This window comes from Pararhizobium sp., assembly GCF_965279435.1.
Lineage (GTDB): Bacteria > Pseudomonadota > Alphaproteobacteria > Rhizobiales > Rhizobiaceae > Pararhizobium.
This window is the reverse complement of record NZ_CBDIHY010000003.1, coordinates 2,319,041-2,340,833: the sequence shown is the minus strand read 5'-3', so window position 1 is coordinate 2,340,833 and position 21,793 is coordinate 2,319,041. Positions and strand designations below refer to the sequence as shown.

Sequence of the window (21,793 nt, the reverse complement as noted above, 5' to 3'; positions counted from 1 at the left end):
CAATGGTTCCATCGCCTTGCGTAGATCTTCAAGAAACTTTTGGCGCCGGTTCTCCGTTATCCTTCGGTTGAATGATCCAATTGAATGGCGCACCGTATCGAGTGCGATGCGATGGAGACTGCCATGCGGAAAATTGTAATCGTCATTCTGGGCGCCACGATCTCCAGCCTCGCTGCGGCGGCGGAGACAACGCAGATGAAGGAAGCCGATATCCGCAGCCTCATCATTGGCAAGACCATCTATCTCGCCGCCCCGATGGGCGGAGAATTCCCGCTCAACTATCATCCCTCCGGCGATGTCGACGGCAGCGGTAAGGCACTCGGTCTCGGAAAATTCATCCAGCCGACCGACAAGGGCCGCTGGTGGATAAAATCCGACAAACTCTGTCAACAGTTCAAGGTCTGGTACGACGGGTCGCCGATGTGTTTCGACCTGACGGAAACCGGCGAAGGCAAGGTCAAGTGGGTGCGCGACAATGGCGAGACCGGCACGGCGCGCATCGGAAACTGATGACCAGACACAAAAATGCCGGCGCCCCTGAACAGGACGCCGGCTTTTCGCGAATAATGGCTGCTTCTTAGAGAGCGGCGATGACGATGACTTCGACGAGATATTCCGGGGTTGCGAGCTTGGCTTCGCCGGTCGCACGGGCCGGTGTATTGCCCTGTGATGCCCAGACGTCCCAGACGGCGTTCATCTTCGGGAAATCGACCATGTCAGCCAGCCAGATGGTTGCCGAGAGGATGCGGGTCTTGTCAGTACCGGCTTCAGCCAGCAGGCGATCAACCGATGCGAGAGCCTGCTTGGTCTGCTCGGTCACATCCGAGCCGGCTTCGCCGACCTGGCCAGCGAGATAGACGGTGCCGTTGTGAACAACAGCCTGGCTCATGCGCGGGCCGGTTTCGAAGCGTTTGATTTCCATCTTCATATTCCTCGTAAAAATGCGGCGGACCGCATATAAATTGTGGTGACGCAGGCGCTTTACCGCAGATTTCCGGTCAGTGGAACCGTCATCGCGCGATTGCCGCACCAACCTTCCGTTCAGGCCGCGTTTTTGCGGGCAAGCCGTGCCTTGATGCTGTCGACATCGGCGCGTGGCGTCGCGGCAAACAGCGTCTTGGTGTAGTTGTGCTTCGGGTCGTTGAAGACCTCTTCGCGGCTGCCATACTCCACTGCCTCACCGTAATACATCACCATCACGTCGTCGGCGATGTAGCGCACCACCGACAGGTCGTGGCTAATGAAAACGTAGGTCAGCTGGAATTCGTCCTGCAGATCGGCGAGCAGGTTGAGAACCTGGGCCTGCACCGACAGATCGAGCGCCGAAACCGGCTCATCCAGCACGAGCAGCCGCGGATTAAGCATCAGTGCACGGGCAATCGCCACTCGCTGGCGCTGGCCGCCGGAGAACATGTGCGGATAGCGGCCGTAGTGCTTTTCCTCAAGCCCGACCTTCTTCAGCATGGCCATGGCCTTGTCGCGGCGGTCGTCAGCTTTCATGTTGGTATTAATGATCAGCGGTTCGGTGAGGATTTCGCCGATCTTCTTGCGCGGGTTCAGCGTGCCATAGGGGTTCTGGAAGACGATCTGCACCTTCTGGCGCATTTCCGGCGTCAGACGCTCCTTGGCGATATCGACCTTGTTACCATCGATCAGCATGTCGCCGGAGGTTGCCGGATCGATCATGGTAACGATACGGGCCAACGTCGATTTTCCGCAGCCGCTTTCGCCGACGATGGCCAGCGTTTTGCCCTGATCGACCGAAAAGCTCACGCCCTTGACGGCGTGAACGGTCTTGGCCTTTTTGAACAGGCTTCCCGGGATGTGATAGTCGCGGGTGAGGTTTCTGGCTTCGAGAACATGGGTCATCGAACAGCTCCTGCAAAGATCTGGTCGTCGCTGAGGAATTCCGCGATCGTCGGCAGCCGGTCGCCAGTGGCATTGTCCGGAAGTGCCGACAGAAGCGCGCGTGTGTATTCGCTCTTTGGTGATTCAAACAACGACAGCACGTCGGCCTCCTCTATCTTGCGGCCCTTGTACTGGACGATGACGCGATCGGCGGTTTCCGCCACCACACCCATATTGTGAGTGATGATGATCAGGCCCATGCCGTGTTCGGCCTGAAGCCGCATCAGGAGATCAAGGATCTGCTTCTGGATGGTGACGTCGAGCGCCGTGGTCGGCTCGTCGGCGATCAGAAGCTTCGGATTGCACGATAGCGCAATCGCGATCATCACACGCTGGCACTGGCCACCCGACATCTGGTGGGGGAAATGCCCAAGGCGTTCCGCCGGATTGGGAATGCCGACCAGATCGAACAGTTCGATCGCCCGCGCACGGCGCGCCGCCTTGTCGAGGCCGAGGTGAATGCGCAGCACTTCCTCGATCTGGAACCCGACGGTGAAGCACGGGTTGAGACTGGCAACCGGCTCCTGGAAGATCATGGCAATATCCTTGCCAACAATCTTGCGCCGATCCGACGGCGACAGGCCGAGCAGATCGATGCCGTTGAACAGCAGCTTGTCGGCGGTGACCTTGGCCGTCCAGGGCAACAGGCCCATGGCCGCCAGCATCGACACCGATTTGCCGGAGCCGGATTCACCGACGATCGCCAGCACTTCACCGGCATTGACCTTCATCGAGACGCCATCGACGGCACGGAAAGGACCGGCAGCCGTCTGGAATTCGACAACGAGATTTTCGATTTCGAAAAGCGACATCATGACCTCTTCAACTTGGGATCAAGCGCATCGCGCAGGCCGTCGCCCATCAGATTGATGGCAATGACGGTGACGAGAATGGCAAGGCCGGGGAACGTGACGACCCACCAGGCGCGCTGGATGAACTCACGGGCTTCGGCCAGCATCGTGCCCCATTCCGGTGTCGGCGGCTGAGCGCCCATACCGAGGAAGCCGAGCGCTGCCGCGTCGAGGATTGCCGCCGAGAAGGCGAGCGTCGCCTGGACAATCAGCGGTGCGAGGCAGTTGGGCAGGATGGTCAGGAACATCAGACGCATTGTGCCAGCACCGGCGACCCTGGACGCGATGACGTAATCCTTGGTGCGCTCCGACATGACGGCGGCGCGGGTCAGACGCACGAAATGCGGCAGGTTGACCAGCGAGATCGCGATCATCGCGTTGACCAGGCCCGGTCCGAGCACCGCCACCAGCACGAGAGCCAGAAGCAGCGACGGAAAGGCCAGGATGATATCCATGACGCGCATGATGATCGTATCGGTGCGGCCGCGGAAATAGCCGGCGATCAAGCCGACGAGAACGCCGGAAATGACCGAAAGCGTCACGACCACGAGGCCGATGAACAGCGAGAAACGCGCACCGTAGATCAGGCGGGACAGGATATCACGGCCGACAGCGTCGGTGCCAAGAAGGTATGTCCATTGCCCGCCTTGCGTCCAGCCGGGTGGCAACAGAAGCACATCGCGGTTCTGGACACTTGGGCTATGCGGCGCGACGAAAGCCGCAAAGACCGCAACGAACAGGATAATGAGGAAGACAGCCAGCCCCATCACCGCGCCCTTGTTGCGCGAGAAATAGAACCAGAATTCGGCAAAGCCGGTCTGCGGCTTGGTAGTTTTGATTTCAGCGACAGCCATCAGACCCTCCTAATGCCGGATACGCGGGTTGATGAAGCCGTAAAGCACATCAACGATGAGGTTGATGATCATGATCATGGCGGCGATCAGCATCAGCCCGCCCTGCACGACCTGATAGTCACGCTTGAACACCGAATCGACCATCCATTTGCCGATACCAGGCCAGGAGAAGATCGTTTCCGTCAGGATCGCACCGGCCAACAGCACGCCGACCTGCAGGCCGATGGTGGTGATGACCGGGATCAAGGCATTGCGCAGTGCGTGCACGCCGATAACCCGGAACGGCGACAGGCCCTTGGAGCGGGCGGTACGGACATAATCCTCGCCGAGCACTTCCAGCATGGCCGAGCGCGTCTGGCGGGCGATGACCGCCAGCGGAATGGTCGCCAGCACGACGGTCGGCAGGATCAGATAACTGACCGCCGACTTGAAGGCGCCCGCCTGCCCCGAGATCAGACTGTCGATCAGCATGAAGCCGGTGACCTGCGGGAAGAAATACATCATCGAGATGCGTCCCGAGACCGGCGTCCAGCCGAGATAGCCGGAGAAGAAGATGATGAGCAGCAAGCCCCACCAGAAAATCGGCATCGAGTAACCGATGAGGGCGACACCCATCAGCGACTGGTCGAGCCAGGTCCCCCTTTTCACTGCAGCGATCACGCCGGCCGGAATGCCGAGCAGCACCGCCACGATGATGGCGCACAGCGACAGTTCCAGCGTTGCCGGGAAAAGGTTCATGAAATCGTCGAGAACCGGGCGCTTGGTAACGATGGACGAACCGAAGTCGCCCGTCACGAGACCACCGAGATAATCGAAATACTGAACGTACATCGGCCGGTCGAGACCGAGCTGGTTCATGAGTTCAGCGTGCCGTTCCGGAGCCATGACGCGCTCACCCGACATCAACATGACGGGATCGCCCGGCAATAATCGGATGAAGGAGAACGCGATCAGCGATACACCGAGGAACGTGGGTATCAGGACGGCAAGACGTCCGAAGATAAAGCGCAACATGGGAGCCAATCCCTTCTTTCTTTGAAAAACCGACGGCCCGAATGTCTTCGAGCCGCCGGCCATTGCACGCTCTTTGCGGCGTGCCTTTCTTTATCTCAGCCGATCTTATTCGGCGATGTCAACGCCTTCGAAGACGAAGTCACCGAGCGGAGACTGGACGAAGCCCGAAACCTTCTTGCTCATCGGAACGACGGCGAGCGAGTGGTCGAGGGTGTTCCAAGGCGCTTCCTTCTTGAAGACGATCTGTGCCTCTTCATAGAGCTTGGTACGCTCGGCAACGTCGGAGGTTTCCTTCGCCTTCGTTACCAGGTCGTCGAACTCCTTGTTGCACCACTGCGCACGGTTGTTGCCGCCGACAGCGTCGCAACCGAGCAGGGTATCAAGGAAGTTGTCCGGATCACCATTGTCGCCGGTCCAGCCGAGGATGGCCGCACCGTCGCGGTCCTTGGCAGACGAGAGCTTCAGGTATTCGGCCCATTCGTAGGAGACGATTTCGGCGGTAACGCCGATCTTGGCAAGGTCAGACTGCATCAGTTCAGCTGCACGGCGAGCGTTCAGCATGTACGGACGCGCAACCGGCATTGCCCAGATCTTCATCTTGAGATCCTTGACGCCAGCGTCTGCAAGCATCTTCTTGGCGACTTCCGGATCGTACTTGTCGTCCTCGACCTTGTCGTTATACGACCACATTGTCGGCGGGATCGGGTTCTTGGCAACCGTTGCGGCACCCTGGAACACGGCATCGACGATGGCCTGCTTGTTGACCGCCATGTTGAGGGCCTTGCGGACTTCAACCTTGTCGAACGGCGCAACGAGCGTGTTGTAGGCGAGGTAGGAAACGTTCAGACCGGCCTGCTCGGAGATGTGCAGGTTCGGATCGGCCTTCAGTTCGGCAACGTCAGCTGCGTTCGGATAGGACATCAGGTGGCATTCGCCGGCCTTCAGCTTCTGCGCGCGTACTGCGGCATCCGTGGTGATCGCGAACACGAGGTCATCGATCTTCTGCTTGCCACCCCAGTAATCAGGATTGGCCTTGTAGCGGATGGCGGCATCCGGCTGGTAGGCGACGAACGTGAACGGACCGGTGCCGAGCGGCTGCTGGTTCATCAGTTCCATTTTGCCGTCAGCCTGCAGCTTGTCGGCATATTCCTTCGACAGGATCGAGATGAAGGGCATGCCGAGGTTGGCCAGCAACGGCGCTTCCGGGCGCTTCAGAACGATCTTGACCGTCAGGTCATCGACCTTTTCAACCTTTTCGAGAAGGTCCGGCAGGCCCATGCCGGAGAAATACTCCCAGGATGCACCCGGAACGTACTTGTTCCAGGCATTGTCGGCCTTGTACTGGCGCTCGAAGGAGAAAATCACGTCATCAGCGTTCAGTTCGCGTGTTGGCGTGAAGTATTCGGTCGTCTGGAACTTTACGCCCGGACGCAGCTTGAAAGTGTATTCCTTGCCATCAGCGGAAATTTCCCAGCTTTCGGCCAGCGCAGGCTCAATTTCAGTCGTGCCGCGCTTGAATTCAACCAAGCGGTTGTAAACCGTGTGTGCGGCGGCGTCGAAGGTCTGACCGCCGGTATACATGCCAGGGTCGAAGCCTTCCGGCGACGCTTCCGAGCAGTAGACGAAGGTCTTCGACCATGCAGAACCGGCCATCAAAGTGGCGATTGCGGTTGCCGCAAGGAGAGTAGAGAGCTTTTTCATGAGTTTGCTTCCCAGCTTTGTTCTTGTTCTCGTATTTTTCTGACGCAGAAGCCGTTGTTTCCGGTCAAGGCCGGATGGAACGACATTTGATCGGGCAATGCAATAAGCGACCCGAAAAATTTGTCCAATTGGAAAATTCTTCCATATTCGACAAGGCCGGAGGCTATACACGACTTTCTTGTCGCCACCAGTATCGCCGCGCCGAATCGATTTCGTTTTACCGTTAAAGTCAATCCCAAATTGCACTGATAGTATGGGAAGAGGCGTCGTGGCATAAGGCACGTGCGGGGCGGGGAGGACTGTTCAGCTTTTATCTGCCAGGCGGGGATTGGATGAAAGCGACCATATTCAGTCCTCCCTCTCGCCATTGCCCTCCCGGCTCGCCACCTTCGGTGTCAAAACTGCCGACAACTTTCCTTTTCCATTCCGATGCGGTTGCTTTGCGTCAATCGCACGTTAAAATGGTAGTCGCGGGATACGTGGGGGACGGCCGCGACGTGACGACCGATTTAAAAAGCCACCGGCAATACCATGACAACGATTTGGAGAAGGCTCTCAATCGGGTCGATTTCTTTCGCATTTTCCATACGATGGCACTCCGCTATGGTTTCGACCATTTCGGCATCCTGCAACTCGGCAACGAGGGCGACGCCTGCACGCTGACCAACCGGCTGGCGCTGCACGACCTGCCCTCCGGACTTGCCGATGCCTACGACAAGCGCCACCGGTTTGGCGATTCCTCCGTTTTCAAAAACCTTCACACGTCCGCTATTCCATCGATCTGGAAAGCCGACGATCCTCAGCCCGGCCATGGCGGCAATCTCCTTGGCCAACTCGGTTTCGACATGCTGATGTGCGTGCCGGTCGCGGGCATCACCGGTGCCCGGTATGCCGTGCTGTTTCTCGGCGATGGCGAAGACCTTGAACGGCAGGCGCATTTGGCACTTTGCTACGACACTGTCTGCGCGTTCGATTATTTCTACCGGCTGGTTTTATCCAACAAGGCGGGCCTTGGGCTGACGCCTCGAGAGACGGAAATCCTGCGCTGGATATCCCATGGCAAGACGGCAAGCGAAATCGCCCTGATCGTCTCCGTCTCTGAACACACGGTCAATTCGCACACGGCAACAATTCTCAAGAAGCTCGACGTCGTCAACAGAACCCAGATGGTTGCGAAAGCGATCCGGGAACAGATCATACAATGACGCCTGCGGGCGTCTGAAAATGCATTTCACAAGTCTTAATTATTGTCATTCACCAAGTGAAATCGCCAGATGACCCACCCGATCCATATCCTGCTTGTTGACGACGATCCGGCTGAAAACCTGATCATGCGCGGCTTGATGAAAAAGGTCTTAAGCGTGGAGATCCACCTGCACTATTGCCAGACCATCGACGCGGCCCTGGACTTCATCCAAGCCGGAACGCCGGTTTCAATGGTATTGATGGATAACCGGCTGCAGCAATGCGATTTTCGCGAGACGGTACCGGCGCTGCGACAGCAGGGCTATATCGGCCCGATCGGAGTGATTTCCTCGTCGCTTGCCGACCCCTATTTCCAGAAATTCGAAGAGTACGGTGCCGATTTCCGCATTGACAAGGGGGAGCTTGATCCGACCGCGATCGAATTCATCCTGCGGGAATATGTGACGCGAACGTAGACAACAAAAAGCCCGGCTAGACCGGGCTTTTTGTTAATCGAACCATTATCAGGCCGCAGCCTTCTTCGGGTGGGTGATCAGGTCGATGCCGAGCAAGAAGTTGATCTGTGGCCGGGCTTTCACCAGATCGTCGATCGAGTATTGCTGCAGGACTTCGAAGAATGCATTCAGCGCCTTGCGCAAGGCAGCGTTGAGGCCACAGCTGTCAACCAGCGGACAATCAATCTCGCCGGCTTCAAAACACTCCGCCATGGCGAAGCTGTCTTCGGTCACCTTGACGATGTCGAACAGGCTGATATCGGCTGCCGGCTTCGGCAAGCGCACGCCGCCATTGCGGCCACGCACGGTCTCGACCAAACCGGCTTTGTTGAGCGGCTGCAGAATCTTGAAAAGGAACAGCTCCGAGACGCCATAAGCCTTGGCAATTTCCGGAACGCGGCTGAGATGGCCGTCATTGGCAGCGCAATACATCAGCATGCGGACTGCGTAGTTCGTTTGCTTTGTCAGACGCATCATTTACTCCAGGCTTCGATCGTTCGGCGCCCCTGGTTCGGATGAACCTGTGAGCCCATAGAGGCACTCAAGATGTCGTGTCACACGGTCGATTCGACCAGCATTTCACTTCGTGCTTATCATATAGGACGGATGCTAGTTTGGAACAATTCCAAAAAGCAGAAAAACATGATTGAAGTGATCATGATCAGCTTCCAGCGGCCTGTCCACCCTTCAGGCGGGAAAAAGTTGATGTAACACCTCAAGTTTAGGTGGATTATCCCCTCGCCGGCTTAATTGCCAGGCTGTTTCTCACGCAATTCCACCTCGTACTCACGGATCGCCTTCCGGCGGTCGGGCGTGCCCGGATGTGTCGACAGGATGTTGGTTTCGGATGTGTCGCCGAGCTTCTTTTCGATGATCTCGAAGAAGCGCGCAATCGCGGCCGGGTCGTAGCCGGCCTTTTGCATCAGTTCGACCGAATGCCGGTCGGCTGCCGCTTCCGCATCTCTGGAGTAGGACAGCGCCAGAAGGCCACCACCCTGGACAAGCAAATCCTCGACGCTATCGCCGACATCGCCTGCAATCAGCATGATTAAACCGGCCATGCCCGCAGCGCGGTAAATCTGGCGCAGGCTGTGCTCCAGTTCGACATGGCCGATCTCATGCGCCAGAACGCCGAAGAGCATTTCAGTATCGCCGTCTGAAAGGTCGACCAGTTCATCGGTGATGATCAGCGTGCCATCCGGCAGCGCAAACGCATTCGGACCGATCGCTCCGCCTTCGCGGAAGTTCAGCGTATAGGCAGACGGACCACGGGTGGAATTGAGCGCGATACGGGCAAACCCATCCGAAATCGCCCGTCGCTTCGCGTCGTCCAGCTTGGTTTCGCCGAGAACGGTGCGATCCAGCGTTTCCAGCGTACTGACGGACATCAGGCGCGGAACGACCGGCGGCGTCACGGCAACGGCGACTTCCACCAGCACCGGCAGAGCATAACGGTAGACCAAACCGGACAGCAGGAACACCGCGACGACAAAGACCAGAAGCCGCGGATGAAACCGCTCCAGTCCGTGAACAAGCCCTGCCCGCTTGCGTCCGTGCGTCCGTAGCAGGTTGTCGATTGCAGCATTGTCCGTGGTTTCGAACAGCGAGCCATCGGTGAATTCGACACGACGCGGGATCGAGCCAACCCGCGCCGAGATGCCGAGCGTTGAAAAGGCTGTGGAGGCGAGTTCGCTACCGTCTTCCGCGACGGCCAGGATCTGCCCGTCCCTGTCGACCAAGCGGGACGAGATCGAGCGGCTGGAATCACGCGGATGCCAATCGCCCCGGCAGACCGGCTTTTCGTCAGAAGCCAAAGTCGAAGCCCTCGAACTCCATGAATTCCGCACCGACCGCAGAGCCTTCCTGCTCGGCGGTTGCAAGCACTTCGCCCACATCTCCGTCGAAGCGGACGGCCGTGTGTTCATTGACATAACGCGCCATGCGAACCGCAGCCCACGGGCGCATGAGACCGAGCGTCGCAACGGTGACGGCCACATTCGACACGGCGATCCAGACATAGCCGAACCGCGGCAAGTCGCTTTTCAGCTCATGCCTGCCATCAAAGCGGGTCGCCGACCAGGCAATGTTGCGTACGCCGGCGCGGTAAAACAGCGCTGCGATACCGAAGGACAAAAGCACGGCCAGATAGGCAACGGTTCCCAGAACGAACATCGATGCCTGCAAGCCGGGTGGCAGTGCATTTGGGTTATTGATCAAAGCGATGATCAGGGACAAATTGGCAAGCGCTGCGACAGCGATCACCAGCAGGCCGAGAACGATGATCACCGCCGAGAAGAACCATGTCTGGTAGATCGATCCGAGCTTCGGATCCGTCGCAAACGACCGGCCGCCATAGCGCAGATTGTTGGCGAGGTAGCGGTACATCCAGCGGCTGGCAAGTGGCGCCAGGATGCCGAGCGACAACACGGCCATGACCGGGCCGGCCATGAAGGCGATGAACGCGCCGCCCATCCTTCCGACGAAGTTGAACCGGACATTGCGATAGCTGGTGACACGGGCGCTGAAGCGCAGGCCACGCATGATCAGCCAGGGAAAGAAGCAGAGGACGACCAGAACGAGGAGGAACCCGGCAATGGGCAACACCGCCAGAATGATGTTGTACACCACCAGACAGCCAAGGACGATCAATCGCCCGATGAGGATCTGCCCGCCCTTGGCATGATATTCGAAGGCACGGCCAAGCAGCACCGTATTGCCGTAGAAATAACGGTTGCGGCGCACCTTCGCCCAGGCCGAATAGATGCCGAGCGTGATGATAGTCAAAAGGATATTGACGATCCAGATGCCGAAATATTCGGCGGCATTTCCGGTAAATGACAACCGGTGAAAATCCTGCGATGCGGCCGGTAATGGTGCCGTGTCGGGTGTGCTCATCGTCGCCCCTCTTGCGTATCATCAGATGCAATTCAGAAACGGCCGACGATCCCCCGATATTCGGCCGCTTGCGCCAAGTCTTAAACGGTCAACCCCACAGGTCAATCGCACCGGGCAGATCACAACAAAAAAGGGCCTCCTTGCGGAGGCCCAATCGGGGAGAATGCTGTTAAACTCAGCCGTTACTTCATCGTCGGCATGACGAATTCAGCACCGTCCTTGATGCCGGACGGCCAGCGCGAAGTGATCGTCTTGGTCTTGGTCCAGAACCTGATCGAGTCCGTGCCGTGCTGGTTCAAGTCGCCGAAGGACGAGGACTTCCAGCCGCCGAAAGAATGATAGGCCAGTGGAACCGGGATCGGAACGTTGATGCCGACCATGCCGATGTTGATGCGCGATGCGAAGTCACGGGCAGCGTCACCGTCGCGGGTATAGATCGCGACGCCATTGCCGTATTCGTGCTTCATCGGCAGATCGAGGGCTTCCTCATAGGTCTTGGCACGGACGACCGAGAGAACCGGGCCAAAGATCTCCTGCTTGTAGATGTCCATGTCCGGGGTGACGTTGTCGAACAGGCAGCCGCCGACGAAGTTGCCGTTTTCATAGCCCTGCAGCTTGAAATCGCGGCCATCGACGACGAGGTTTGCACCGTCTTCGACACCCTTGTTGATCAGGCCGAGGATGCGTTCCTTGGCTTCCTTGGTGACGACCGGGCCCATGTCGGCCTTCTCGTCGGTGTAAGGACCGATGCGCAGGCTTTCAATCATCGGGGTCAGCTTTGCGATCAGGCGGTCGGCGGTTTCCTTGCCGACAGGAACGGCAACCGAGATCGCCATGCAGCGTTCGCCAGCCGAGCCGTAACCGGCACCCATCAGGGCGTTGGCGGCCTGGTCGAGATCGGCGTCCGGCATGATGATCATGTGGTTCTTGGCGCCGCCGAAGCACTGGGCGCGCTTGCCGTTCGTTGCAGCCGTGCCGTAGACATAGCGGGCAATCGGGGTGGAGCCGACGAAGGAAACGGCAGAAATGTCCGGGTGCGCCAGGATCGCATCGACTGCGCCCTTGTCGCCGTTGACGACGTTGAGGATGCCGGCTGGCAGGCCAGCCTCGATCATCAGTTCGGCAAGGCGGATCGGAACGGACGGATCGCGCTCGGAAGGCTTGAGGATGAAGGCGTTGCCGCAGGCGATTGCGGGCGCAAACATCCACATCGGGATCATCGCAGGGAAGTTGAACGGTGTGATACCGGCGCCGATGCCGACAGCCTGGCGGATCGAATACATGTCGATGTTCGGACCGGCACCTTCGGTGAATTCGCTCTTGGACAGGTGCGGAATGCCGATGACGAATTCGCAGACTTCGAGGCCGCGAATAACGTCGCCCTTGGCATCGTCGATGGTCTTGCCATGCTCGCGCGACAGCATTTCAGCCAGTTCGTCCATGTTGTCGTTGAGGAGCTGAACAAACTTCATGAAGACGCGGGCGCGGCGCTGCGGGTTGGTGGCTGCCCACTTCGGCTGCGCTGCCTTGGCATTCTGTACCGCTGCATCCATTTCCGCGTCGCTGGCCAGCGCCACGGTTGCCTGAACTTCGCCGGTTGCCGGATTGAAGACATTGCTGGTGCGACCGCTGGTGCCTGCAACGCGCTTGCCGCCAATGAAATGACCGATCTCGTACATGGTGATCCTCCTGATCTTGATTATGCCGGGAGTGTCGCACTACAATATGCACAAATCAACGCGCGATATTCAGGAACCGTTGTGCGAAAATTGAAGCTCATCATCCCTGTGGAGGCTCTCTGGTGAAAACCAGTTCAGAAAAGATCGTCAGAATGGCGGAGCTGGAGATCGATCCCACCCAGCTTGAGGACTATCTCGTCCTTCTGACCGAAGAAATCGAAGCTTCCGTTGAGAAGGAACCGGGCGTGCTGATGCTGCACGCTGTCTCGCTCAAAGACGCGCCTGAAAAGATTCGTATCCTGGAAGTCTATGCCAATAGGCAGTCCTACGAAGCCCATATTCAGACGCCGCATTTCCTCAAATATAAAACGGCGACTACCGGCATGGTCCGGTCGCTCAACCTTGTCGATGCGGATCCCATCGCACTCTCAGCCAAATGAGGAACGCTCGATGAACTGGGATGATGTCCGCATGTTCCTGGCGGTCGCGCGCAGCGGCCAGATCCTGTCTGCCTCCAAGCGGCTGGGGGTCAATCATGCGACGCTCAGCCGGCGCGTCACGGCGCTGGAGGAATCCCTGAAGACCCGGCTTTTGATCCGCCGCACCAATGGCTGCGATCTGACGGCGGAAGGTGAAATCTTTCTGCATGCGGCGGAACGGATGGAAACAGAGATGCTGGCGGCGCAGGCGCAGATCGGCCGCATCGACACGGCGGTTGCCGGCACCGTTCGCGTCGGTGCGCCGGATGGGTTTGGCGTCTCGTTCCTTGCCCCGCGTCTTGGCAAGCTGACTGCTCGGTTTCCTGAACTGCGCATCCAGCTGGTACCGGTGCCGCGCTCGTTTTCACTGTCGCAGCGCGAAGCCGATATTGCCATCACGCTGGAGCGGCCGGAACAAGGGCGGCTGATATCGTCGAAACTGACCGACTATACGCTCGGGCTCTATGCCTCGCAGGACTACCTGTCGTCCTATGGGGCGCCCGAAACCGTCGATGATCTGAAAACCCATCGCCGCATCGGCTATGTCGAGGACCTGATCTTTACAGCCTCGCTGAACTTTACCGGCGAGATCATGCGCAGTTGGGACGCCTCCTTCGAGATTTCCAGCGCGACGGGCCAGACCGAAGCGGTGCGCTCAAGTGCCGGGATCGGCATCCTGCACAATTACATCGCCCGGCAATATCCCGAGCTGATCCGCATCCTGCCGGAGACGACGATCCGGCGGGGCTACTGGACCACCTACCATGAAAGCGCCCGCGAACTCGTCCGCGTCCGCACCGTCGTCGATTTCCTTCAGGAACTGGTGACCGAAGAGCACAGCATCTTCATCTGAGATGCCTATTGCGCCACGGAGGCAACAGTTGCCGGTAGCGGCACGAAGGATGGTTTCATTGCCGCCTTCAAAACGTCCTGCTGCGCGACCGCCGGCACCGTATCCGCTGCGGCTATTGCAGCCGCCTCGCCCGGCATTGGGACTTTCACAGCATTGACGACCGCTTTTTCTGCTTTTGCGGCTGGTTCGACCGCCGCCATGTCCGCCGTTGGATTTTCGGCAACGGCCGGCTGCCTTACCCGTCGCACGGGTGCCGCAACGGCGATCTCAGTTACCGGCCGGACCTCCTGTTGCGTGAACGGGACTGGCGCAAACGCGCCCGGCCCTGTCGCATAGCCCAGCGTCTGGACGTTTTGCGACGAGGCCGGATTGAGGCGCAGCCCCTGCATCAGCGCAACGATGCGGTCAGCCGCGATCGACGGACTGCAATAGCGCATGCGGATCTGCGCTGCTCCGCCTGTCGTCTGCCCGCCATCATAGGATCTTATGTTCTTTGCAAACTGCCATGCGTAAACGCAGCTGCCGCTCTTGCCGATGGAGCCGGTTGCGTAACCGAAAACGCCATAGGCGTTATCAGCAATCACCGGGCTGATCTGCATCTTGACGCCGGACAAGGCGTTGCGCATCTCGGCCTGGACCTGCGGCCGCGACGGCGCGCCGTTGCTGCGCGTGATCTTCGCGGATGGGTCGATCGTCACTTTCAGCATGTTCTCGCCAGCAAGATCGGTCGCATTGGCGTAAACGATCGTCTGCTCGATTTTTCCCTTGGCTCCCGTCTGCCGGACCGCTGTAGCCGGAAGCCCTGGAAGGGCTGCGACTGCGGATTCAGGAGAAACCGTGGTGGCGAGCGACGGCCAGTTGCCCTCGATAGCGCCTGTGCGCAGAAAGGGGTCATCGACCACCGACGTGCACGAGGCAAGCATCGAGACCAGGGCGATTGCTGGAAAAACTCTTTTCATCGGCGCGTATCCGTCTGGCTCGTGGCGACAAGGCCGCGCCTTACGCCTGCATCCGAGAGGTGATCGTTGAGACGCTGGAACACCTGTTTGGCGACCTGCTTGTTGCCGAGATGGTAATAGGCCCAGCCACGCAACTGACTAAGATCGGCAGGCTCCGCCACGAGGCTCGCGCGCGCATTCAGGGCATCGAGCGTCTTTTGATACTGCTTGCGATCGAAGCTTGCCCGCGCGCGCTGGAAGTAGATTTCCGCCCGGATTTCGCGGTCCCGTTCGGCGTTGAGCGGATAGGCCCGGATGGTCGCTTCGGCATCATCAGTCAACCGTCCGCGCAACAGGGTCAGTGCCGTCCCATAGGCCGCATCGGCCCGCACCTGTCCGCCGGCGGCAAGACCGTCCGCGAAGGCGGCGCGTGCCTCGGCGAGACGGCCAAGACCGAGGTAACACCAGCCACCGATCTGCGCCCCATCCGGCGACAACTGGCCCCTGCTGCGCAAATCGGTGAGATCGTTGATGCAGGCGGCATAGCGCTTGGCCTGGAAATTGCGGAAATAGTTGGCCTGGATCAGACCGCGCGGCTTGATGACAGAGGCGGCCACCCTGCCCTTCGGCGGCGATGCGGCACGGATCTCGTCCCAGATATCAGGATAAGCCTGGCCATATTTTTCCTGCAACGCGGCAAATTCCGGTTTTTGTGCCAGCCGCAGGTAAGACAGTGCTAAGCCCTTGACGCGGGCCGGTGCCACCTTCCAGTCGACCGCCTTCCGGAACCAGGCGGAAGACGCTTCGTACTGCTTGGAATTATAGGCGTACCAGGCAAGAATTTCGGCGTGATCGGCGTTCAGCGTCTGCAGGATCGTCGTCGAGTAGGACGCGACGATCTTTTCGTCGATGACTGCCATATCGGGTTTGGCAAAGCGCAGTGACAGCGCGTTCATCAGGAATTCCGGGTCACCGGACAGGTCCTGCAAATAGGTGGCCGCGACCTTATAAGCTTCTTCCTCGAGATTTTGTGCGGCGAGGCTGAGATAAAGTCCCTTGGCATTGGCAGCATCCGCCTGGATCGCCAGCGCCTTCGTAAACCACCCGGCGCTGACGGCCGGTTGCTTGATCTTTAAATAATACCATCCGAGCAACGCCATATCCTCGATCTTCGCGGGATTTGTTGCCTTGAGCGGGGCGAGCTGATCATCCGACAACGGCACCGTCTGTTTTTCATCGGCATTGAAATCGGCGACCGTCTTGCGCATCAGATCGAAGGCGACCGGCTGCAGGCCCGCCTGCATGGCTGGCGTCACGGCCAATTTCTGCATCACGGCCTGGACGTCCGCCGTCGGGAAATCGCGGATGGCCTTCTGCAGCGTCGTCACCAGCACCGCGTCCGGCAGCCGCTTGTCACCTTCACGCAAAAGGATACCGCGATAAACGTCGGCCAGGGGCTGCTTCATGCCGGTCTGCGCATAGGCGTCGATCAGCGTCCAAAGCAGGTCCACCTCTGTTTCGGTCGCGGGATCGATGCTGCCACCGGCCTGGATGATATCCGTCCAGTTGTTGTTCTTCGCCGCTTCCGTCATCAGCACGCGCTGCTTGCGGCGCGCCAGCTTCTCCATGAAATCGGCTGTCGGCTGCCAGTCCGGCGCATCGGTCTTGCGGCGGATGATTTCGGCGTCGATACCGGTGAAATCGCTGCGGTCATAAAGCTGCCAGAGCACGGTTTCATCGGCGCCGCGGGCCGATTGCAGCAGGTAAAGGTCCTGCGGCATTTCGAATTGCGGGAATTTCAGCCGCAAGCGCGCAGCTTCGGCGGCGACGCGCTCATCCTGTTTCTGTTCGGCATAATAATAGAGAGCGGCGATCTCGACCTCATCGGGCTGGTTTACCGCTGCCTGCGATGTCTTTGCGGACTGCGCACCACCCGCAGCCACTGCGGGTTCGATCTGTCCGGCGGCAGCCGAGGTCATCGCCTCGTCGATAATGCGGAAGGAACCGGCCGCCTGTGTCAGCAGCTTTGCCGAATCCTCCGAGAATGCCGTTGCCGGCACAAGCAGGCTCGATGCGGCCAGAAGGGCGATCCAGTGTTTCTTCATGACGATCATTGATCCGACCTCACACCCTTGCGCGGAATGGCAAGACCAAGCCATACGGCGAAGACGCCCATCAACCCGACGATGAGCAAAACGTAGAACTGGAAATTGTCCGAGAACCAGGCAGCCGCCAGGCGGCGGATGTTGCTGGGGCTCTGGTCGGTCATTCCGGCGATGAAGTGCGAACCGGCCGGCACCGTATTGACCGCAAGACTGGTGGTCTCGATCTCGGCCGACCCACCATTCAATCCCTGCCAGACGGCAGGCTCGACAAGCCGGCGAACGCCAAGCGCGATATCGGCGGGCGATCCGGCATGCAACACGGTCCAGACCGCATCGCCGGAAGGCGACGGGGCCTGCGTCAAGGTCAGGAGCGAGCGTCCCGGCTTGAGCATTGCCGTTGTGCCGGAGCCGTCCTGGTAGTTTAGCCATTTGCCGAAGCGCGCGCCCGCTCCAGAAAACCAGTCCTGCAGTTTTGACGTTACCGACAGCGTGTCCTGCGGCCGCGTCGTCGATTTGCGGAACGCATCCAGCAAGGCGGTCGAATCGTCGTCATTGTTTTGCGCCGGGCTGGCTGCGAAAACACCGCCACCGATGGTCGCTGTCCGGATCGGATCGACGTCGGCGATGGAGGCAGCCACCGGCTGACCCGAGTCGACAGGAAATGCGCTCTTGCCAGCACTGCCAAGCTCGGCAAGGGCGTTCTGCGTGGTGATCACCAGTGCATTGCGATCTCCTGACGGATTGGCGGCACCCAGGCGGATTTCGGCATTCAGCGGATTGCGAGCGGCAAGCGCCAGGCGGGACAGCATGGTGAGGGCAGCGCCAGCGGACTGCGCGTCCGGGCGCTCAATGAAGATGTCAAATGGCCTGCCATCGGCATAGGGATAGGCGGTGCCGGCCAGGGCGCCGATATCCGGAAGACGGCCGATCCGGGCAAGCGCCGGAATTTCGATCCTGGTGTCCTGCAGGAGGATGAACCGTGGTGTGGTGTCGTCGCGGGCTTCCGGCGCACAGGTTTCGTCGGCCTCAACTGGCAGCTCGGCCAAAAACTCGACCTTGTTGTTGCCCGGGCGGAATGCCCGCAGCGGCAGTTCGATCAGCTTGCCGTCAAACTGTTCGCCAGCCGAATTGCGGAAGGGGTAGCTGGTGACGACTCGGTCGTTAACCCGCACCAGAAACTGCGCCGTCCGCTTCAGGCCCGGAGACGTGGCGGCACTCAATTTCAGGCCGATCGTTGCATAGTCGGCCGGATAGAAATCCGCTGGCATGACCATGTTGAAACCAGTGCGCGACAGACGCCCGGAAAAGACACGGGTCTCATATCCGGTATCGGCCAGCGTGAAGCTCGTCGAGGCATCGGCGATGATCGTCCCGGACTGGCGGGAAAAAATGCCGCTATCGAGGCTTTCCTTAAGCGGTCCTTGTATGGCCTGAAGCAACTGGCCGCTCATATCGGCGCGGGTGGCACCCCGCAGGCTGACCGCCGCACGGCCACCATTTCCGGCGTCGCGCACGGAAAGGCCGTAAGGTGCTGCCCGTCCATTGGCGTCGCGTGCCTGCGCCCCCGTCTTGTCCGTCGAGACATAGAGATCGATGCCCGGACCTGTGCCCGGCTTTTCGCTGACCGTGACCGCCAGATCGTCCCGGTTCATAAACAGCGCCAGCGTCTGCAGAGCGGGCGCCGCATCGTTCAACATTTCAGCGGTCGCCGCCGGCGGCAGGATCAGGCGGACATCGGTGACGCTGGCATCCTTGCGGGCGACGGTCAGCAGATCGTCGAAGGAGCGGAAGCCATGATGCCTGGCGGCGACAAAACCGCTTACCGAAGGATCGAGCTCGCTCCATAGCTCGTAGGTTGCCTCCAGCGAGCAATCGACCCGATGGAACTGGCGGGCCCGCAGAACCACCTGGTTGCGGCCCGGTTTCAAAAACTCGGCACCAATCGGCAGCGCCTCGTTCTTGAAGCCGTTCGGCGAAGCAATCCGGAATGTTCCGGCCGGTTTGCCATTGACCTCGATATCCATCGCGGACGTGTCAGGTAGAACAGAGACGGCATTGCGATAAGCCAGGGCCAGCTGTCCGCCGCTTGCGGCCTGATCGGCGGCGAGATTGAAACTCAGCCGTGCAACGGCGTCTTCCCCCGACAGGTGATAGGCCGGCAGCGCCTGCTCGAACGGCACCAGGCCGTTGACCTTGGCAGCGGTGGCTTCCGCCTGAACCGGGCGGGTCGACAGGATGCTCTCGCTGTCGCCAGGCAGGATGCGGGCAGCGGACGGGGCTGCATCCAGCAGGCTCTGGGCGGACAAAGGCAGTGTCTGTGCCATGATCAGGGCCAGCGACAGGCCGGCTGCCCGTGTACGAAAAGGCTTAGCCATAGAGCTGCTCTCCCTTGAGAACCGGGGCATGTTCGACAGTTTTGACTGGCACCGGTACCTGGACGATCTTGTTGTCGTTGAGCACCATCGGCGCATCTTCGAAGGACTGGACGACGCTTTCGCGGATCAGGCCGGCACTGTAGCGGATGGCGCGCAGCGATTCCGTCAGGCTCCAGAGCGCAAAGCGGCTGGTGCCCCAGAAGAAGTTCTTCCGCGTCTGGCGGCGCTCCAGGCGATCCTGCAGCACGGACTGGTCGGAATACATCAGCTCGGCAATCGCCATCACCGTTTCCGGCGTGCGCTCGGAATAGGCAAAGCCGCAGATCGCCGTCTGGTCCAGCAAACGCCGCGAGCGATAGACAACATTGAAGTTGATCGTCTGGCCGCCACGGCGCACCTCGACCTTGGCCGTCGTCGGATTGACGAGGTCCAGCTTCGGCTCCTTGTCGACAAATTCGATCGAGACGCCGCCGCTGGAGGCATCCTGAATGATAACGTGGTGGATGATGTCGTCGATATGCATCAGCGCATGACGCTTGACCGGCAGGCGCTGGTTGCGGCGCAGCTCGCGGCGTTCGGCAATCGCACCGAGGGCCGCACCGGCGAGACCGAGATTGATCAGGTTCCACATCGCCACGATCAGCAGCAGTTCACTGGCGACCGGCTCGGTCAGCACGCGATAGCCGGAATAGAGGGCTGCGGCGAGCAGCAGGAAGAAGATGGCAAAATACGGCGTTGCAAGCGGCGACAGCTTGCTCTTGTCCAGCGTTTGGCCCTTGGCAGTGACGTTGAAGGTCGGCTTGCGCGGATTGCGCACGACGCTGACGATGCTGCCGAACAGGAACACGGCCTGGACATATTCATAGAGCTCAGAAATCCACGGCCAGCGGACGCGGCCATAGAGATAGCTCTGCATCGCGAACGAGGAGATCAGATAGGTGACCGCGTAGGAGGCGAACTCGAGAATGTTGGCCTTGTAGATTTCCAGTGAGAAGAAAATGTAGAGCAGCGGCGAGAACATGAAGGCGAGCCGCGACAGCGGAAACAGCCAGAACATGTTGATGCCGGCATAGCAGATGCGCTGCGGGATCGAGAGACCCTTGGCCAGAAACGGCCGTTTCAGGATGAGGATCTGCAGCATGCCCTGACACCAGCGGGCGCGCTGGCCGATGAAGGAAACGAACGTCTCCGGCTGCAGACCGGCAATCAGCGGCTTGTCGACATAGACCGAATGCCAGCCCTGGCAATGCAGCGACAGCGCCGTTTCGCAATCCTCGGTGATCGACTGACCGGAGAAACCATCGGTGGTCACCAGCGCCGAGCGGCGCAAGACGGCGGCCGAACCGCAGAAGAACGAGGCGTTCCATTTGTCGAGCCCGCGCTGCAGGATCGAATAGAACATCTCGTTTTCCGACGGCATACGGGCAAAGGTCTGAAGGTTCTTTTCCAGCGGATCGGGATTGAGAAAATAGTGCGGCGTCTGAACGAGGAAGAGCTTTTCATCCTCCCTGAAGAAGCCGACCGTCTCGCGCAGAAAATCGCGCACCGGGGCATGGTCGGCATCGAACACCACGACCAGTTCGCCTTTGGAAACCTTCAGGCCTTCGTTGAGATTGCCGGCCTTGGCGTGATCGTTCTGCTTGCGGGCATGGTAATGCACGCCCATCGCGGCGCAGAGCGCTTTCAGCTGCTCATGGCGGCGGATGGCGGCGACCGAGACATGCGGGTTCTTGTGGTTGCGCTTGGCATCCGTGCCGCCGTCATCGAGCAGATAGATGTTCAGCTTGTCCTTCGGATAGGCCATCGACTTGGCGGCGGCCAGCGTCACGGCCAGAAGCTCGGCATCTTCATTGTAGCTCGGGATGAACACGTCCACCGTCGGCAGGTCGGCGGCTGCACCCATGTCCGGCGTCTTCCGCTTGATCGGATCGATGACCATGAAGAAGCTGATCGCCAGCATCGCCAGACAGTACATTTCGGCGAGGTAAAGTAGGAAACCGGGGATGAAGTTCAGCGGCTCGGTGATATCCGGCAGCGTCTCGGTGGTGCGCCAGAAACCGTAGCGCAGCGCGATGATACCGGCGAAGACGAGTGTTATGACGCGGAACGTGCTGTTGTCGGGCCGAGTCATGCCAATGAACATGATGCCGAGAACAGCAAAGGAAAGCATGAGCTGCGCCTGAAGGCTCATCGGCAACAGAATCAGAGTCAAGCCGAGAGCGCCGGCCGGAATGGCCAGATATTTTCCGCACGTCATGTGCCACCAACCCCATCGTCATCTTCAGCAGCGCATCATGCGAGCCGGTTCTACATCGAACAGCCGGAACCTAATCGGCGAAGGGTCAACAGAATCCTAATTTAAGGCGCATGAACGGAAACGGCACAGGACTAGGTAAACACAAGGTTTACAGACGGCTCCCAAATCTGAGGAGGGGCGGCCT

The 21,793-nt window shown here is 59.5% G+C and carries 19 protein-coding genes; 5 read left to right on the top strand and 14 right to left on the bottom strand.

The features are described from left to right. Positions 1-123: 123 nt before the first annotated feature. The gene (locus ACQY8Q_RS16885) at positions 124-510 is read left to right on the top strand and encodes a hypothetical protein (protein WP_428427624.1); all 387 of its coding nucleotides are present in this window, start codon (positions 124-126) and stop codon (positions 508-510) included. Positions 511-577: 67 nt separating this feature from the next. On the opposite strand, the gene ACQY8Q_RS16880 is transcribed toward ACQY8Q_RS16885, so the two are convergent. The 6 genes from ACQY8Q_RS16880 to ACQY8Q_RS16855 form a co-directional block, all read right to left on the bottom strand. Beyond that, positions 578-922, bottom strand: a complete 345-nt coding sequence (locus ACQY8Q_RS16880) for a RidA family protein (protein WP_428427623.1) — start codon at positions 920-922, stop codon at positions 578-580. Positions 923-1,041: 119 nt separating this feature from the next. Continuing rightward, on the bottom strand, positions 1,042-1,869 hold the full coding sequence (locus tag ACQY8Q_RS16875; protein ID WP_428427622.1) for a dipeptide ABC transporter ATP-binding protein: 828 nt from the start codon (positions 1,867-1,869) through the stop codon (positions 1,042-1,044). Then, a complete protein-coding gene (locus tag ACQY8Q_RS16870) occupies positions 1,866-2,720 on the bottom strand; it encodes an ABC transporter ATP-binding protein (protein ID WP_426124109.1) in 855 nt (284 codons plus the stop codon). The genes ACQY8Q_RS16875 and ACQY8Q_RS16870 overlap by 4 nt, the downstream gene beginning before the upstream one ends. Further along, positions 2,720-3,613: an ABC transporter permease subunit gene (locus tag ACQY8Q_RS16865; RefSeq protein ID WP_428427621.1), complete on the bottom strand. Its 894-nt coding sequence runs from the start codon at positions 3,611-3,613 to the stop codon at positions 2,720-2,722. The genes ACQY8Q_RS16870 and ACQY8Q_RS16865 overlap by 1 nt, the downstream gene beginning before the upstream one ends. A 9-nt stretch (positions 3,614-3,622) precedes the next feature. Continuing rightward, positions 3,623-4,627, bottom strand: coding sequence for an ABC transporter permease subunit (locus ACQY8Q_RS16860; RefSeq protein WP_428427620.1), 1,005 nt, complete (start codon positions 4,625-4,627; stop codon positions 3,623-3,625). Between the two features lie 105 nt (positions 4,628-4,732). Continuing rightward, positions 4,733-6,328: an ABC transporter substrate-binding protein gene (locus ACQY8Q_RS16855; RefSeq protein ID WP_428427619.1), complete on the bottom strand. Its 1,596-nt coding sequence runs from the start codon at positions 6,326-6,328 to the stop codon at positions 4,733-4,735. 497 nt (positions 6,329-6,825) lie between these two features. On the opposite strand from ACQY8Q_RS16855, the gene ACQY8Q_RS16850 reads away from it, so the two are divergent. After that, entirely contained in the window at positions 6,826-7,533 is a 708-nt protein-coding gene (locus ACQY8Q_RS16850; protein ID WP_428427618.1) for a helix-turn-helix transcriptional regulator, read from the top strand. 69 nt (positions 7,534-7,602) lie between these two features. Further along, a complete protein-coding gene (locus tag ACQY8Q_RS16845; protein WP_428427617.1) occupies positions 7,603-7,989 on the top strand; it encodes a response regulator in 387 nt (128 codons plus the stop codon). A gap of 48 nt (positions 7,990-8,037) precedes the next feature. On the opposite strand, the gene rirA is transcribed toward ACQY8Q_RS16845, so the two are convergent. The 4 genes from rirA to ACQY8Q_RS16825 all read right to left on the bottom strand — a co-directional run bounded on the left by rirA (position 8,038) and on the right by ACQY8Q_RS16825 (position 12,602). Beyond that, on the bottom strand, positions 8,038-8,502 hold the full coding sequence (gene rirA, locus ACQY8Q_RS16840) for an iron-responsive transcriptional regulator RirA (RefSeq protein ID WP_428427616.1): 465 nt from the start codon (positions 8,500-8,502) through the stop codon (positions 8,038-8,040). A 272-nt stretch (positions 8,503-8,774) separates the two neighbouring features. Next, positions 8,775-9,842, bottom strand: a complete 1,068-nt coding sequence (locus ACQY8Q_RS16835; RefSeq protein WP_428427615.1) for a M48 family metallopeptidase — start codon at positions 9,840-9,842, stop codon at positions 8,775-8,777. Next, positions 9,832-10,923, bottom strand: a complete 1,092-nt coding sequence (locus ACQY8Q_RS16830; RefSeq protein ID WP_428427614.1) for a YjgN family protein — start codon at positions 10,921-10,923, stop codon at positions 9,832-9,834. The genes ACQY8Q_RS16835 and ACQY8Q_RS16830 overlap by 11 nt, the downstream gene beginning before the upstream one ends. Before the next feature lie 182 nt (positions 10,924-11,105). Beyond that, complete coding sequence (locus ACQY8Q_RS16825) at positions 11,106-12,602, bottom strand: CoA-acylating methylmalonate-semialdehyde dehydrogenase (RefSeq protein ID WP_428427613.1); 1,497 nt, start codon at positions 12,600-12,602, stop codon at positions 11,106-11,108. A 152-nt stretch (positions 12,603-12,754) separates the two neighbouring features. On the opposite strand from ACQY8Q_RS16825, the gene ACQY8Q_RS16820 reads away from it, so the two are divergent. Together ACQY8Q_RS16820 and ACQY8Q_RS16815 are read left to right on the top strand one after the other, a co-directional pair. Then, positions 12,755-13,042, top strand: a complete 288-nt coding sequence (locus ACQY8Q_RS16820; protein ID WP_428429807.1) for a putative quinol monooxygenase — start codon at positions 12,755-12,757, stop codon at positions 13,040-13,042. A 10-nt stretch (positions 13,043-13,052) separates the two neighbouring features. Continuing rightward, entirely contained in the window at positions 13,053-13,934 is an 882-nt protein-coding gene (locus ACQY8Q_RS16815) for a LysR family transcriptional regulator (protein ID WP_428427612.1), read from the top strand. Positions 13,935-13,939: 5 nt separating this feature from the next. On the opposite strand, the gene bcsN is transcribed toward ACQY8Q_RS16815, so the two are convergent. Genes bcsN through bcsA form a run of 4 tightly spaced genes read right to left on the bottom strand, consistent with a single transcriptional unit; the run spans position 13,940 to position 21,609 of the window. Further along, on the bottom strand, positions 13,940-14,893 hold the full coding sequence (bcsN, locus tag ACQY8Q_RS16810; RefSeq protein ID WP_428427611.1) for a cellulose biosynthesis protein BcsN: 954 nt from the start codon (positions 14,891-14,893) through the stop codon (positions 13,940-13,942). Next, positions 14,890-16,986 (bottom strand): bacterial transcriptional activator domain-containing protein, encoded by a 2,097-nt coding sequence (locus ACQY8Q_RS16805; RefSeq protein ID WP_428427610.1) that lies wholly within the window; start codon positions 16,984-16,986, stop codon positions 14,890-14,892. Before ACQY8Q_RS16805 ends, bcsN begins: the two co-directional genes overlap by 4 nt. Next, positions 16,983-19,352 (bottom strand): cellulose biosynthesis cyclic di-GMP-binding regulatory protein BcsB, encoded by a 2,370-nt coding sequence (locus ACQY8Q_RS16800; RefSeq protein ID WP_428427609.1) that lies wholly within the window; start codon positions 19,350-19,352, stop codon positions 16,983-16,985. The genes ACQY8Q_RS16805 and ACQY8Q_RS16800 overlap by 4 nt, the downstream gene beginning before the upstream one ends. Then, positions 19,345-21,609, bottom strand: a complete 2,265-nt coding sequence (gene bcsA, locus ACQY8Q_RS16795; protein ID WP_428427608.1) for a UDP-forming cellulose synthase catalytic subunit — start codon at positions 21,607-21,609, stop codon at positions 19,345-19,347. Before bcsA ends, ACQY8Q_RS16800 begins: the two co-directional genes overlap by 8 nt. Positions 21,610-21,793 lie beyond the last annotated feature (184 nt).